General features: G+C 58.8%; 14 protein-coding genes and 1 pseudogene. 10 read left to right on the forward strand and 5 right to left on the reverse strand.

Annotation, left to right across the window (positions count from 1 at the left end):
- The first annotated feature begins 49 nt into the window (after positions 1–49).
- From NKH41_RS23210 to groL, 6 genes and pseudogenes are all read left to right on the forward strand, one after another.
- A complete protein-coding gene (locus tag NKH41_RS23210) occupies positions 50–1,303 on the forward strand; it encodes an APC family permease (RefSeq protein ID WP_352934174.1) in 1,254 nt (417 codons plus the stop codon).
- On the forward strand, positions 1,300–2,394 hold the full coding sequence (locus tag NKH41_RS23215; protein ID WP_352934177.1) for a radical SAM protein: 1,095 nt from the start codon (positions 1,300–1,302) through the stop codon (positions 2,392–2,394). Before NKH41_RS23210 ends, NKH41_RS23215 begins: the two co-directional genes overlap by 4 nt.
- Positions 2,395–2,657: 263 nt before the next feature.
- Positions 2,658–3,186: pseudogene (locus NKH41_RS23220) on the forward strand (IS6 family transposase); the annotation flags it as partial.
- Positions 3,187–3,294: 108 nt separating this feature from the next.
- The gene (locus NKH41_RS23225; RefSeq protein ID WP_352934179.1) at positions 3,295–3,486 is read left to right on the forward strand and encodes a hypothetical protein; all 192 of its coding nucleotides are present in this window, start codon (positions 3,295–3,297) and stop codon (positions 3,484–3,486) included.
- 628 nt (positions 3,487–4,114) lie between these two features.
- On the forward strand, positions 4,115–4,411 hold the full coding sequence (gene groES, locus NKH41_RS23230) for a co-chaperone GroES (RefSeq protein WP_352453535.1): 297 nt from the start codon (positions 4,115–4,117) through the stop codon (positions 4,409–4,411).
- A gap of 65 nt (positions 4,412–4,476) precedes the next feature.
- Positions 4,477–6,120, forward strand: a complete 1,644-nt coding sequence (gene groL / locus NKH41_RS23235) for a chaperonin GroEL (RefSeq protein WP_352934182.1) — start codon at positions 4,477–4,479, stop codon at positions 6,118–6,120.
- A gap of 666 nt (positions 6,121–6,786) precedes the next feature.
- On the opposite strand, the gene NKH41_RS23240 is transcribed toward groL, so the two are convergent.
- Entirely contained in the window at positions 6,787–7,515 is a 729-nt protein-coding gene (locus NKH41_RS23240) for a helix-turn-helix transcriptional regulator (protein WP_352934185.1), read from the reverse strand.
- 971 nt (positions 7,516–8,486) lie between these two features.
- Here NKH41_RS23240 and NKH41_RS23245 point away from each other — a divergent pair.
- The gene (locus NKH41_RS23245; RefSeq protein ID WP_352934188.1) at positions 8,487–9,293 is read left to right on the forward strand and encodes a hypothetical protein; all 807 of its coding nucleotides are present in this window, start codon (positions 8,487–8,489) and stop codon (positions 9,291–9,293) included.
- Between the two features lie 579 nt (positions 9,294–9,872).
- Here NKH41_RS23245 and NKH41_RS23250 read toward each other — a convergent pair.
- Positions 9,873–10,151, reverse strand: a complete 279-nt coding sequence (locus tag NKH41_RS23250; protein WP_352934191.1) for a hypothetical protein — start codon at positions 10,149–10,151, stop codon at positions 9,873–9,875.
- The gene (locus NKH41_RS23255; RefSeq protein ID WP_352934194.1) at positions 10,148–11,218 is read right to left on the reverse strand and encodes an acyltransferase family protein; all 1,071 of its coding nucleotides are present in this window, start codon (positions 11,216–11,218) and stop codon (positions 10,148–10,150) included. The genes NKH41_RS23250 and NKH41_RS23255 overlap by 4 nt, the downstream gene beginning before the upstream one ends.
- A 208-nt stretch (positions 11,219–11,426) precedes the next feature.
- Between NKH41_RS23255 and NKH41_RS23260 the strand changes: the two genes are divergently transcribed.
- From NKH41_RS23260 to NKH41_RS23270, 3 genes are all read left to right on the forward strand, one after another.
- On the forward strand, positions 11,427–11,876 hold the full coding sequence (locus NKH41_RS23260; protein WP_352934195.1) for a hypothetical protein: 450 nt from the start codon (positions 11,427–11,429) through the stop codon (positions 11,874–11,876).
- 212 nt (positions 11,877–12,088) lie between these two features.
- The gene (locus NKH41_RS23265) at positions 12,089–12,445 is read left to right on the forward strand and encodes a hypothetical protein (RefSeq protein WP_352934197.1); all 357 of its coding nucleotides are present in this window, start codon (positions 12,089–12,091) and stop codon (positions 12,443–12,445) included.
- A gap of 1 nt (position 12,446) precedes the next feature.
- The gene (locus NKH41_RS23270) at positions 12,447–13,145 is read left to right on the forward strand and encodes a transglycosylase SLT domain-containing protein (protein ID WP_352934199.1); all 699 of its coding nucleotides are present in this window, start codon (positions 12,447–12,449) and stop codon (positions 13,143–13,145) included.
- Between the two features lie 42 nt (positions 13,146–13,187).
- Here the strand turns inward: NKH41_RS23270 and NKH41_RS23275 are convergent, their stop codons facing one another.
- Positions 13,188–13,520, reverse strand: coding sequence for a hypothetical protein (locus NKH41_RS23275; protein ID WP_352934201.1), 333 nt, complete (start codon positions 13,518–13,520; stop codon positions 13,188–13,190).
- Between the two features lie 145 nt (positions 13,521–13,665).
- Positions 13,666–14,118: a helix-turn-helix domain-containing protein gene (locus NKH41_RS23280; RefSeq protein WP_123170541.1), complete on the reverse strand. Its 453-nt coding sequence runs from the start codon at positions 14,116–14,118 to the stop codon at positions 13,666–13,668.
- Positions 14,119–14,159: the final 41 nt, after the last annotated feature.

Genomic DNA, 14,159 nt, shown 5'->3' on the forward strand with positions numbered 1-14,159 from the left:
TATATTGCGACTGTCATCTTAGTGCCGAATTATACTTTCCGAGGGTATTATGAAAGATATTATCGATAACGAACTCACGGGACATCTGGGACTCGTCTCAGGGACTTTGCTTATAGCTACAGTGATCCTTGGATCCGGCATTCTTGTGCTCCCAGGACTAGTGTTCGCAAAAATCGGCGGGGACGGCATCTACGCATGGGTTGCTTGCTCGTTGCTCTCTGCGCCAATCCTCGCCACGATGGTTATGTTAGGCAGTGCATATCCGAGTGCCGGCGGTGTTGCGTACTACGCTAAGCTTGCTTTTGGCCAATACCTTGAACTGCTCGTGTCAATGCTCTTTCTTGGAGCAGTAATTTTGGGCTTGCCATCTATCGCGATTGTGGGTTCGGCCTACCTACAAATGCTAACTTGGCCCGGTGTTGATGTTCATCTGATTGCGGCGCTACTTATTTTGCTTGCTGGCTTTTTCGCCCTGTCCGCTGGTGAGACATTCCGCAGTGGCGTGAAGCTGGTGGGCGGCTGGTCCTTATCGCTTTTGATAGGCGCTCTCTTTGTGCTAATCGTGCTGGCAGTACGGGCCAACGGTGTCCGCTTCAGTCGACCCTCAGATTTCCCGTCGATTGCGAGCCAGATTCCGCTGATCTTCTTCTCCTTCACCGGTTGGGAGATCGCGTCCCATTTGTCCGCGGATTTTAGGAATCCTAAGAGGGATTTTGGCCGAGCAATGGTCTTTGCCTTTATTCTGATCTGCGCCGTCTACGTCGGCAGCGCGGCGCTCGTGCATATCGCTGATATTAAGTCGAACTTCAATGTTCCAATATTCCAGGCGGCGGCGCAAATCGCACCTACCGCTCCACATTGGCTGGTTCCCGTGCTTGGCGCATCGCTGGTCGCTGCCAATCTCTTCGGGTCAGTTGTGGCCGTCTCACGGCTGGTATTCTACCTCTCCAGACGACACTTCCTTCCCGCCAGTCTCGGTTGCTTGCACAATGGTGCGCCTCGCAACAGTGTCTATTGCGTGGCTGCAGCCCTGATCATAGTCGTCGCCTGTGACCAGATTGGGCTGCTCAATATCGAATTAATGTTCAGCTTGGCCGGAATGAACTTTCTTGCCATTTACGTCGTTTCGGCGGTTGCACTGGTCCGACTCAGGCAAGGATTGGTTTCGAGGCTACTCGCTGCTGTGATTGTCATTCCCGCTGTGCTGATCATACTCGGCGCCGGAGTCTCTCTCCCTTATATTGCATCTATCGCCCTCATAGCCATTGTTTTGAACCGCAACAATCGAGCGGAACTAACATGAACCAGTCCTCCATCAATCAGGCGTTCAAGACCATCTCTATCAAGCAGGGACTGCTGCCCGTGAAGGTCACGCCATTCTATGAAATGAAAGTCAGGGAAGAAGTTGAGGCGCTAGGCAATCATCTGGGGCCGCTTCATCGAGCGTCCTTTCCAACGCAGGACAAAATTTCATTGAGGGCTCCCAATGAGGTGAACGACTTCGTCGATGACCGATCAAATGCGCTCGGCGATACGAACAAAACGTCCATGATCAGAAAATACGCGGACCGCATCCTTTTCCTACCCACCTCGAAGTGCTTTGGGCATTGCCAGTATTGTTTCCGAACAGACGTGCTTACAGAGAACAATGCCGTTGACCCGCGAAATGGACAGAATGCAGATCTGCGCCAGCTGCTCGAATATCTACGCACCCACCCAGAGGTCACGGAGGTAATCCTATCAGGCGGAGATCCGTTGATCCTGCCAACATCCCGGCTGGAGGTAACCATGGAGGGGATTCGCTCGGTTCCATCGGTAAAGTCAATCCGTATTCATACAAGAGCTATTGTGTATCAACCGGATGCGTTCACACCAGAGAAAATTGAAATCTTTGCGACGCACAACGTCCGCGTAGTTTTTCACATTGTGCATCCGTATGAAATCTGCACAGATGTATCTGAAAAAATCGAAGAGCTTCGACGGCGCGGAATCAGGCTCTACAATCAATTTCCGTTGTTGCGCAACACAAATGATCATCATTTAGTTCTCAGTCGTCTCCTGGAGAGGCTTGATGAGATTGGCGTACGCAACCTCTCAATCTTCATCCCAGATCCCATCAACTTCTCTGCAGCATTCCGCGTGCGTTTGGGTCGCGTCTGGCAGATCGCTGATCATCTTAACTTCATTTCACCATCATGGATCAATTCGACACGATTTGTTTTCGACTCCAAAGGCGGAAAAATGAGGCGAGAAAACTATGTTGCGACGAATAGCAGCAATGATGTGGCTATCTTCGTCCGCGACGGCAAGCCCATTTCCTTTCCCGATTTTCCGGAGCATCTTGATGTCCCCGGCAAGATCGAATTCATGCTGTGGAAACAAAAGTGGTTGTAGGGCTGAAGGGTACGACATGGCCTGCTGCCGCTTTGCTAGACGCTGAGGCGAAGGTGTTTGACGGAGGGGCGAGATGCCGCGCGGATGCGACTTCGATCGCATCATTCGGCCAACTGATGCTTCGATAGTCGCGACGAGAAAGGGGCAGTTGGCCAGCCTTCCTTGTCGGCCTGTTCGGCGAACCGCGGCAACATGAGCGGTCGCAAACCTTTCGGTAAGCGGAGCATGGCATGGAACGCTCGTCAGCTATGGAGGAGCACGTGATATTCAAGGGCCGTCATTTCGACCAGTCGGTGATCTTGCTGTGCGTGCGCTGGTACTTGGTCTACAATCTGAGCCTGCGCGATCTGGAAGAGATGATGGCCGAACGCGGCTTGAAGGTCGACCACTCCACCGTGCATCGCTAGGTCGTCCACTTCTCGCCGCAGCTGCTGGAGCGCTTCAACCGGCGCAAGCGTACTGTCGGCAGCACGTGGCATATGGACGAGACGTACACCAAGGTCCGCGGCCAATGGATGTATCTCTACCGCGCCATCGACAGCCTCGGCGACACGGTCGAGTTCTTCTTCAGCGAAAACCGTGACCTGGTGGCGGCCAAACGCTTCCTCGGTAAGGCGCTGGCGCGCCATGGCCAGCCGGAGCGCGTCGTCATCGACGGCAGCCAGACCAATCACGAGGCGATCCTTTCCTGCAACGCTGAAAGCCGCCTGCGGCACCGATCGCGGCGTGAAGCCGATCATCATCCGCAAAAGCCGGTATCTCAACAATCGGATCGAACAGGATCACAGGCGTAGCTACTCCCCCGATCATCCCCGATTTAATTCAAATTTGTCTGTAGATATTGACGATTGCGCGACCTTCACCTCGTAGACGGCAATGCGGGCGGGTAGAGAGGGCCCTATGACAAGCGATTTTTCCGCCGCCCGAATGCATTTAGATCGAGCGTATGACTACCTTTGTGGCGATGACCCGATGAGTCGAAGGGGACGCGAAGCCTTGGACCTGCTAATTGAGGCGGTTGCCGTCGAAGAGTTCAAGCAGCCACGTCAAAACGCGGAGGTGCTAAGGTTTCCGATTGGGCGCCGCTCCTGAGGCAATCTCCACGGCCGCCTGTAGCCTCAGGTGAGGCGCTCACCGGACGGTTGCGCCGCCACTATGAACCATGGTGAGCAAATCCTCCCAGAACGCCAAGAAGCCCGCCCCGCATGAGCCGAGGCGGGCAATAGAAATGGGGCCAAGCGCGCGTCCATGAACAGCGCCGCAGGTAAAATTCAGCAGAATGTCCATCTTGGCGCAACGCCACTCCGAACCGGAGAAATTGACCGATGCCGCGGATTCGATTGCGATCGCCTGTCTGCCTGGAGGCGTAACGGGGGGCCGGTTGAATGGCGCTTGTATCTTGGCGTGACGAGAATTCTACGGAGGGCTCCATCGTGGTGCCGGCACCGTTGGCGCGTATAGGCCTTGTCCTGACATGCTTGAGGCCGTGGTCGCGGAAAGCCCTTGGCGAAGGCTTCCCATCCATGTCCGTTCTCCGCCGTCGTCCACGTAAAAGGCTCGGTGCTTCCACGCTCTTTTGCTCTTCGCCCGTCCCTCTTCCGTCTTGACTAGCAGGAGCCTACGGCCTATCTCACTGCCGCGTTAGCACTCGCTTCTGGTGAGTGCTAACCACGCTCCGGCAACGGAGAACCGTTCAACATCCGCACCAGGGAAATCCAAAATGGCAAAGTCGAATTTCCGGCCGCTGCATGACCGCGTGGTCGTTCGCCGCGTCGAGTCCGAAGCGAAGACCGCCGGCGGGATCATCATCCCCGATACGGCTAAGGAAAAGCCGCAGGAAGGCGAGATCATCGCCATCGGTTCCGGCGCCCGTGACGAGGTCGGCAAGCTCGTCCCGCTGGACGTCAAGGCCGGCGACCGCATCCTGTTCGGCAAGTGGTCGGGCACCGAAGTCAAGCTCAACGGCGAAGACCTTCTGATCATGAAGGAAGCGGACATCATGGGCGTCATCGGCTGACAAGCCGCCGCCTTTCATCCGCACCATCCAATCTGAATTTCGGGCGAGATGCCCAGGAGTAAAAAATGGCTGCCAAAGACGTAAAATTCTCCCGTGATGCCCGTGAGCGCATGCTGCGCGGCGTCAACATCCTCGCCGACGCGGTGAAGGTCACGCTCGGCCCCAAGGGCCGCAACGTCGTCATCGACAAGTCGTTCGGCGCCCCGCGCATCACCAAGGACGGCGTCACCGTCGCCAAGGAAATCGAGCTTGAAGACAAGTTCGAGAACATGGGCGCGCAGATGGTCCGCGAAGTTGCTTCGAAGACCAACGACATCGCCGGCGACGGCACCACCACCGCGACCGTTCTGGCGCAGTCGATCGTCCAGGAAGGCCACAAGGCGGTTGCCGCCGGCATGAACCCGATGGACCTCAAGCGCGGCATCGACCTCGCCGTCGCCGACGTCGTCGCGACGCTGATCAAGAACGCCAAGAAGATCAAGACCTCGGAAGAGGTTGCCCAGGTCGGCACCATCGCCGGCAATGGCGATGCTTCGGTCGGCTCGATGATCGCGGAAGCGATGCAGAAGGTCGGCAATGAGGGCGTCATCACGGTCGAGGAAGCCAAGACCGCCGAGACCGAGCTTGAAGTCGTTGAAGGCATGCAGTTCGACCGCGGCTATCTCTCGCCCTACTTCGTCACCAACGCCGACAAGATGGTTGCGGATCTGGAAGACGCCTACATTCTTCTCCACGAGAAGAAGCTCTCCAACCTGCAGGCCATGTTGCCGATCCTCGAGGCTGTCGTGCAGACCTCGAAGCCGCTGGTCATCATCTCGGAAGACGTCGAAGGCGAGGCTCTGGCCACGCTCGTCGTCAACAAGCTGCGTGGCGGCCTGAAGATCGCCGCCGTCAAGGCGCCGGGCTTCGGTGATCGCCGCAAGGCCATGCTGGAAGACATCGCCATCCTCACCGGTGGCCAGGTCATTTCCGAAGACCTCGGCATCAAGCTCGAAAATGTTGGCCTCAACATGCTCGGCCGCGCCAAGAAGGTGTCGATCTCCAAGGAGAACACCACCATCGTCGACGGTGCTGGCAAGAAGGCCGAGATCCAGGGCCGCGTCGCCCAGATCAAGCAGCAGATCGAGGAGACCACCTCGGACTACGACAAGGAGAAGCTGCAGGAACGTCTCGCCAAGCTGGCGGGCGGCGTTGCCGTCATCCGCGTCGGCGGTGCGACCGAGGTCGAAGTCAAGGAAAAGAAGGACCGCGTCGATGACGCCCTCAACGCGACCCGTGCGGCCGTCGAAGAAGGCATCGTTCCCGGCGGCGGCGTCGCACTCCTGCGCGCTTCGCTGGCCATCACCGTCACCGGCGCCAACTCCGACCAGACCGCCGGCATCGCCATCGTGCGTCGCGCGCTGCAGGCTCCGGCTCGCCAGATCGCGGCCAACGCCGGTGCGGAAGCATCGATCGTCGCCGGCAAGATCCTCGACAACAAGGGCGCGACCTTCGGCTATAACGCCCAGACCGGCGAATATGGCGACATGATCGCCATGGGTATCGTCGATCCGGTCAAGGTCGTGCGCACGGCTCTCCAGGATGCGGCCTCGGTCGCCGGCCTGCTGGTCACCACCGAAGCCATGATCGCCGAAGCTCCGAAAAAGGAGTCGGCTGGCGGCATGCCGGGTGGTATGCCCGGCGGCGGCATGGGCGCCATGGGCTTTTAAAGGTCCTCGCATCTCTACAATTTCGAAAGGGCGGCAAGCAATGCCGCCCTTTCTTCGTGCCCGTTGCGCCGGTTGTCGGCGACCGGCAAGCCGGGGTATGCCCGCCGAGGTTGTGCTTATGTTTGGACGGACACCGCCTTTTTTCCTGGGGCTGGCTTTACTGTTGGGCAGCGGCTGCGCGCACAGCGATGATGGTACGGTCATTATTCCGCGATCGCTTGATGCCAGGCGATTCTTTGACAAAGAGCCGCCACCCCTGCAGCAGCCACAGATCGAAGCCAGCGTGTTTCCGGTTGCTCCACAGGAGCCGGAAAGGCTCGAACCGCGCCCTACGGCAAGTCACAAGACATCAAACAGACGTGGATCGCGGGTCGCAAGTCCTCCGCTCTCCTCTTCCGAGCCGCACAAGCTGCTTGTCTGCAAGAACGTCAGCGAGCCCGGCAAACGGTACCGTATGGTTTGCGAATAGGGCATTTGGTCTGGCCAGCGTTCTGCCCTCCGAGGGTCGCGCGCCTTTCCGGATGAGGTTTTACAGAGCGCCGTCTCCCTTCTATCCCCATGATCTAGTCATTCATCATTCTATAATCCCAGATTCACGAAACGGTACGAATATTGCCGGCGGGAACCATCGCCGGCGGCCCTTCCCGCGAAGCGCTTGGCTAGCGATCAAAACCGTCTTTGGAAGAAAAGGCCGCGCTCTGTCGCGATCGCAACTGCATGCGCCAAGCTTTTGGCCCCCAGCTTGGCCCGTGCCAGATCAAGATGAAATCGCACCGTGCGAGGGGATAACGACAGTATCTCTGCGGTCCGTTTGACCTTCTCTCCCCTCGCGTACCATTTCAGGCATTCGATCTCTCTATCGGAGCAGACCGTCTGATGGAGAGCCCTTCCTTGAATTCGACCGATAGCATGGTGAAATTCGCCGGCGAGATGCTGGAAGTCACGAACCTCGGATTTGAGAAACGCCTGCCACGCCGCTGCGTTCTCGTTGCTCGTCACGCTCAGAATGCCGCGGTCGCCGTCGACACCCCTAACTGGGAACGTGACGCCATGCTTTCCGGCCCCATGTTCCCTCGCTTCACCGAAGAATGTCCGCACAGCCTTGTCCGATAGGTCGATTTCCTTCCAATCAACCAATGTCACAGCACGCAGCCCGTAGGGAAGCACGGGATCGATTTCGAAAAAATCCTTCTCGATGTAGCGTTTCACCCAGTCAGGCGAATAGGTGGTCACATAGAACGGCTTACTCGGTTCCTCATAAACCGGCCTGACGGTAAGAAAGGCCGCCGTCTCCAGGCCGTAACTTTCGACAATTGTGTTCAGAAGGTCCGTTGCGTCCGCAGGAGAGGCAACTGCTCGAATACCCTCAGTCATGTAGTGAAAATTTGAGTCCAATTGCGCTTACCTCCTTGCTATCGACGTGCCTCTCCGAGCCATTCGCGCGGGCTATTTAACTAGGTTGCTCCTCGCTGGATTCCAGCGTCTTGCGCCCCGTCAAAAGTGACAGGCGAAACCGCCAGTATACTTAGGTTGCAACCCGCTTTATTCCAGATTGCACGGCCACAACCGGCGTGGAGGAAACGCCTTGGATACGATCGTACTTTCGTCAAACGATGTGGGTCGGCAGACTAACTCAACACGTGCCTCGCGCCGTGCATCACATCGGAGTTCCGGAACGACCGACCACGAGGTTTGCCGTTTCTGTGCGGAGCTGGAACAATTAGACGCTGATAGGGACGCTCTTTTCGCTTTGTCGCCTCCGCCTGTGCCGGGCAACCCTGCGCAGAGCAAGCAGTTCTTCACAAAACTGAATGCGATAACGACTCGCTATTTAGCGCTCGAACAGCGGCTTCGAGAGGCTTGCAGCGACATCAGGCAAGGCTCCCACGAAGCCGCTGAGTTCGTCCAGTCGGATGCCGCTGCGACCGCCGCGGCATAGCGCGCATTCAGAGTGTCGATTGCCTGATGGTCCCAGCCCTTGCCGAAATCCACAAAATCAGAGCGCCCCGCGCCAACTCGACACCGAGACCCCTACCCGGCCCATCGGGCACCGATCCGGATACGAGCACCCTCCTTCCCTCGCTGGATATGAGTCAGAGACACTTGCACGGCGATTTGAAGATAGTTTACTGATTCAATGAATCTGAAGAGGAGTGATTCATGGGAACCAGCAATCAACTTTGCTTCGTGCACCTATCGCGGCGTCGACTGCGACCTGGGCCAGACCGCGACGCTGGGAAAGCAGACGTGGCCTTGTGGCGTTCTCGCCATGGCATGGCTCGTAACCACCACCTTGAAAAAATGGGTTGTCAGCTCGCCGATCCGGAAAGACGAGGCTATCGTCCGGGCGTCGTCCAACCAGCGAAATGGCCGACGTCGCCGGCGAGAGGCTGAAAGCAGGCGTCACCCTCCCCGATGATCCCGATCGTCGCATCCCCCTCTACACCCAGATCGGGCGCGAGGCTCGCAAAACCCATCGCGGCATTTCGGCCAGCACCTTCCAGATGCCTTGGCTCTACCGGAAATCCTCACCTGCGAAACCCATGACCCTCGAGCACGATATGCGTACCTTTCGTCACATCCTCCCCATCGTCGCATCCGTGGCCTTGCTCGCCGGTTGCGCCGGGCGAGTGCCGGATGCTGCACATTCGGCCCCGGGTGGACCCGTTTCGGCTACGGACGCCTATTGGAAGCCCGATCGGGTCAGTCGCAGCCGGCAGGAATATGCGCCCGACTGGGGCCGCTTCCCGCCGATCATTACCCAGCGTACCGGCTACCCAACCGAAACTCAGGCGAATAACGCCTTGCGCCGCTCGCATTGGAGCTCTGTGCCCGTGCGCATGCTCATCACCAAGGAAGGCATCAAGACGATCTCCGTCCCTGCGGAAGCCCCGGACACGATCGCTGCAGGCGTTCGCGTCTTTGCTTGCCGGCCAGGAGCGCTCAATGGCTATACCGGCCGCGTGCAATATTACGACGGCCCCGTCGTCGCCTGCGCTTCCGACCTCCTGTCTGCCGATGGTCGCGTACTCGCCCGAGTACCCCTCAATTTTTACTACTGGCAGAAGGCTTGGCACGTCCAAGACCCGAGGCCGTCCTACAAATCCGTCCCGTGGGCTTATCCGGAACCCTCGCCACCCAAGAGCAAGGGTTGGTTCGGCAACCGCTACTAAGCGGCGGCCGTCACACTACCGCGTGTCGGCAGGCCAGATGCGCATAGAAGCCGACGGCCAAACCAACGGCAAGGCGCCGGCGTCGCCAAGATTGTCTGCGGCGTATGAGAGGTAAGCTGCGAGCGGCTTTTACGACGCTCCGGATGTGTCGTCACGCAGCGTGCCTTTCACAACCGCGCCTCTTTCGTGCAGACCCAGCTCGAAGATGGCGACGGTCGTCTTCGGCGACTTCGAGCCTATTGCGTGTGGTCGCGCCAGCAGTCATGGCAACCTTCACCACGCCGGCCGCACCGCTCCCTCCGGCCGAAAAATCAAGCTCCCCGCACTTTTTCTTTTGGGAAGAACATGCCCGGCGTGCGACTATTTCAAAGGCACTATGCGAGATCGATCTGTCGTTCGGCCAAAGCGTTTCGCAAGGCCTTTAGTTCAACCCCTTTTCGGGGCGAAATCAGGATCAGTGCTGGGTATTGCTGAGGTCGCCCACGAAAGATCACCCGCGGGTATCGTGCATTCAGGATTCCGGGGGGTCGAGCGGTAGGGTGCACAGCCTCCCAACATCGTAGCTACTTCAGATCGAGGTCATCTACCGGTTAGGTTCTGCCCTTCTGCTGGGGGCTCGCTTCGCACGAACACCTCCAGCACTTGCGCGATATCGACCACTGACGGCGATCCGTTGCGCACCATACCCCTCGATACCGCCGAGCCCATGGCTCCAATGACGCAGCATGCCGCGACGAGCGCTGCCAAGGCATCGCCGTCGGTCTCGGTCAATAGCTGCTCCGCCAGGGCCCTCGCTCCTCGCGGAATTTGATCGACATCTTCACCACCAAGCGACCACTGACGATTTTCTTCCGTCACGGCAACACCTCCCGGACTGTTCGATTTGACCATTGGCGGCCGAACTGCCGGAGCGGATCTCCGATTGCCACCGTCAGCACATGAGACAGCCCGATCGCGACCGCGATCGAGAGCGTTGCCGTCGCCGGAGCGTCCAGGAATTGGCCAAGCGACCAGTTGAACAGCGCCAGCACCGGCAGATGGATCAGATAGAGGGCATAGGAGATGCCTCCCAAGCGGCGCAGCATCCTCCCCGGCCAGTTCACAGGATCATCCCGCAAGGTCGCCCTTGTCACGATCCACCCGCACATCAGCGCCAGCACGGCAGTCGCCACGCCATGCATCGCCGGCGGCAAGATCGTCAACATGAAGGCCGCGATCGACATCCAGAACGCCGCTTCCATGTTGCCGATCACCCGCAGGTGTTCCGCCAGACGGGGCCATGCGTTTGTGCCCATGGTTGCTCCGATCGCCAGCCCGACCGCGATTGCATCGATGCGGAACGTCCAAAGCGTCCCGCCCCAGGGCCGCAGCGTGAACGTCCCGACCACGAGAACGAGTCCGGCCAGCGCGAGGAGCGCCCGCCGCGGTAGCAAGAACACCAGGAGCGGAGCCAGTAGATAAAATTGCATCTCGGCGGCAACCGACCAGAATGGCCCAAACGCAAAGGCGTTCCCGCATCCTGTGGCGCCCCCGAAACAGGGTGCCCAATGCGCATTCGAGATGAAGGCAACTGCCGCCTTCGCGTCTGCAGGCTCAACGCCGCTTCCCGGGATGATCAACCCGATCGAGAGGATGGCGCCGACGCACCAGGCCAGCGGCACGATCCGCATAGCACGCCTGACATAGAAGGCGGAGGCCGCCTCGAGCGCACCGCGCTCGAGGCGCAGGCTTCGCAATGAGCGTTCCACCACCAGGCCGGAAATCACAAAGAACAGGTCGACCCCGACGCTCCACGCCGGCGCAAACAGCAGAGCGGCGACCGTCCCGCCTTCTCCGAAGACCGGCCCGACATGCGACAGCACCACCAGCCCGATCGCCAGGCCTCGCAATTCATCCAGCCCCGATAGGCGGGCTTTTTGTCTCATCCAAATATCACGCTCGACAATCATCACAACATTGATTTAATCATAGGGCACACAAGCGAGGCAAGGAATGCATGCACGCCTGACATTTGTCGCAGTCGCGGCTGCCCTTAGATTGGCGCCCCACGCTTCGGCCCAGTCGCTCACGCATGATCCGAACGCCTGGCGCGCCGTCGCCTATACCGATCTCGAGCTCCCGAACTCGGAAGCCGTGCCCTACGCCTCCCTATGGGCCGACCGACTGAAGCAGAACAACGACGCCTACGTGGCCAAAGGCGATACACGCTTTGCGGCCGCCAACGCGCCGGCTTCCGAGAGTCACATCGTCGTTCGCAGCCCGACCAAAACCGTCGTCCTCTCGGTCCTGCACACGCTCACCGGCTGCTCGCCGATCCGCACCGATCCTGTCGGCAATGCCACGCTGAAACGATGTCCCATGCGCTTGGCGATCTACCAGAACGGCCGATCAACGGTCGCTGACGCTGGCTCCGGCTGTTTCATCGAATATGGCGCGCAACCGAATGACGTCCGCCCCGACATTGCTCGGAATGGTGCGATGGGTGCATATGATGTTCAAGCCAAAACCATTCGCGCCGGCATCGTATTCCAAGGTGAAATCGCCCCGGAATGTCAATTCCGGGTCCCTGTCCCGCAACCCTAGGGGAAGCCGCGATGCCCGGTGCGTTTCCGGCAACTTCGCTATTCGAAAGGAGCGCAATCATGATCGGCAGGGAAAACCTGGCCTTATTCAGTACACCAGGCTGCCACCGGCCATCGCCACCGGATCAAGGCTTCCCTCACGGCGCGCGATGCGCGGCCGTGACCGCGGCTCCTGCCGGCGGCCGCGGCGGGATGACGTTCAGGAGATCTGCCATGGCCAGCCCGACAATCTTCACGACTCTAGCCGTCTTGATCTCGCCGGCAACCGCCCAAGCGCTTGATCCGCTCAAGGCTCCGCAGGGATCATATGTAGCCTCGACGCACACATGTGCCGATCTCGACCAAGGCGTCGGCGCTCTCGAACTTGCTGAGTTCGACGGCGACGCAATCACCGTCGGCACAAGCACCTGCAAGATAGCAGGCACCCGTCATGCAGACGATGCGTTCCAAGCCTCATGTACAGAGCGTGGCAGCGGCTCCCCGGTCATCACGCCGATGAAGATTACGCGCCCATCCAGCGACGCGCTCTCCATCAATGGCACCATCTATAATTTCTGCCCGGGGAAGTAAGATGCTGCGCCCCTTCCCAATACTCCTCTCCGCGCTCCTGGTCGTCGGACAAGCGCCTGTTGCGCAAGCGAATTCCTTCGACCAGGATGCGAATTCTTGCGACCTCAATGACAACACAACCCTGCGTTCCCTTTGTAAGAACGGAGCGGGTCTGCCGAGCTATCCGTCCACGCAAGAGATGATGGAGCGCAGCCCGAACATCGCCAATATGATTGTTGACGCCGCCAACAAGTATGGCGTTGATCCCAAGCTCGCGCTTGCCGTGTCCGCTCACGAAGGCGCGATGTCAGCATGTGCCGGCTCCTTCAGTGGCGTTCTTGGACCGATGCAGCTTACAGGGGCGACCGGCCGGGCCCACGGAATGGATCGGGGCATCTTGTCCGAAAACATTGAAGGCGGCGTAATGACGCTTCGCGATGCCGTCAAATCGTGCGGCGGCACGTCGAGTATTCGCTGCCTCGCCGATCGTTACAACGGCAGCACTGAAAGCCAGCGCCGTAACTGGACGAACGACGTAAACCGCCGCTATGCCGCCCTCAATTCGGCCGGCCAATCCATTCCTCAGGGATGCGGCGCGCAAGCGGTCTGCCAAATGGGACCAGGCGACTTTCCGACGCCCAATGGTGGTGACACAAAACTCGCTTCATCCGCTCCCGGTCCCGCCGGCAGCGACATCAACGTTGCCCCTGGTCAGGTGTAACCCCGCCTTCCCATTGAGGGCCACGCCGTTGGCCCGCCGCCTTCAATGGGAGAGATTGCGCGACGAGAGCTTTACAAATCCCCGTTTCAGATGGCTTGCCAGCTCCTGGCGCACATCATCAGGCCATTGCTCCATCACAACGCAGTTCACTTCGGCCGCAACCAGCGACCAGTACAGCAGATCCGCGTATCGTCCTTCGAACAAAGCCGCCACGATGAACTGTCCGATCACCAACGTGATCGTCTCGGGCTTGCCTTTCTTGCGCAGAAATTCGGAAACCTCTTCCACCCATGGTTTCGGGCGGCAATCGACGAACGCCGCCGCTTCCTTATAGAGCGCATTGTCTCCTGCGACTTGCCAGAGATTCGCTTGCATCGTGAACCCTTCAGCAAAATGATGCCATTGCATCGACGCTGGCGGATTCTCTAATGCCAGTCAAAGAAATATACGGCAGATTTTTAGCCTATCGTAGCAAATGAATCTACGCCGACTGTTTAGCAGCGTCTACTTTTCTTGTATGCTACTGGCTTGTCCTGCGTCTCTTTTTGGCCGGAGGTAGCTGCTTCTTCTCGGAGGTTGCCCCAGCGGGGATGGCGGCCTCTTTCAAAGAAGGTACACCACTGAACTCCGTCATCGAACGCTTCACAGCACGCGTGGCCTCAATATGCCGCGCAATCTCGTTGAAGTTGAAGCCGAACGTCTCGATGTCGCGCTTCACGCTGTCGTCGTCACCAGTACGCCCAATGAGCGTCCACACCGGCACCTTCAGGTGCCGTGCCAGCCGCTCCAGGGTGACGAATGTCGGGTTCCCCTTCCCCGTCCGCAACTGGTAGAGCGTGCCGCGCGATAGCCCCGTAGCGTCGGCAAAACTCGCATAGTCCGGATACTCGTTCTCGATTTGGCGAAGTCGCAGGGCGAGCAGGATCGAAAGCCAACCATCGCTGTCTTCTGTCTTGTTTTTAAATATCGGCACAGTTGCACTCCTGCTTATCGGTCGGAATATGACGGCCATTT

This window comes from Mesorhizobium sp. M1169, from assembly GCF_040318345.1.
Classification (GTDB): domain Bacteria; phylum Pseudomonadota; class Alphaproteobacteria; order Rhizobiales; family Rhizobiaceae; genus Mesorhizobium.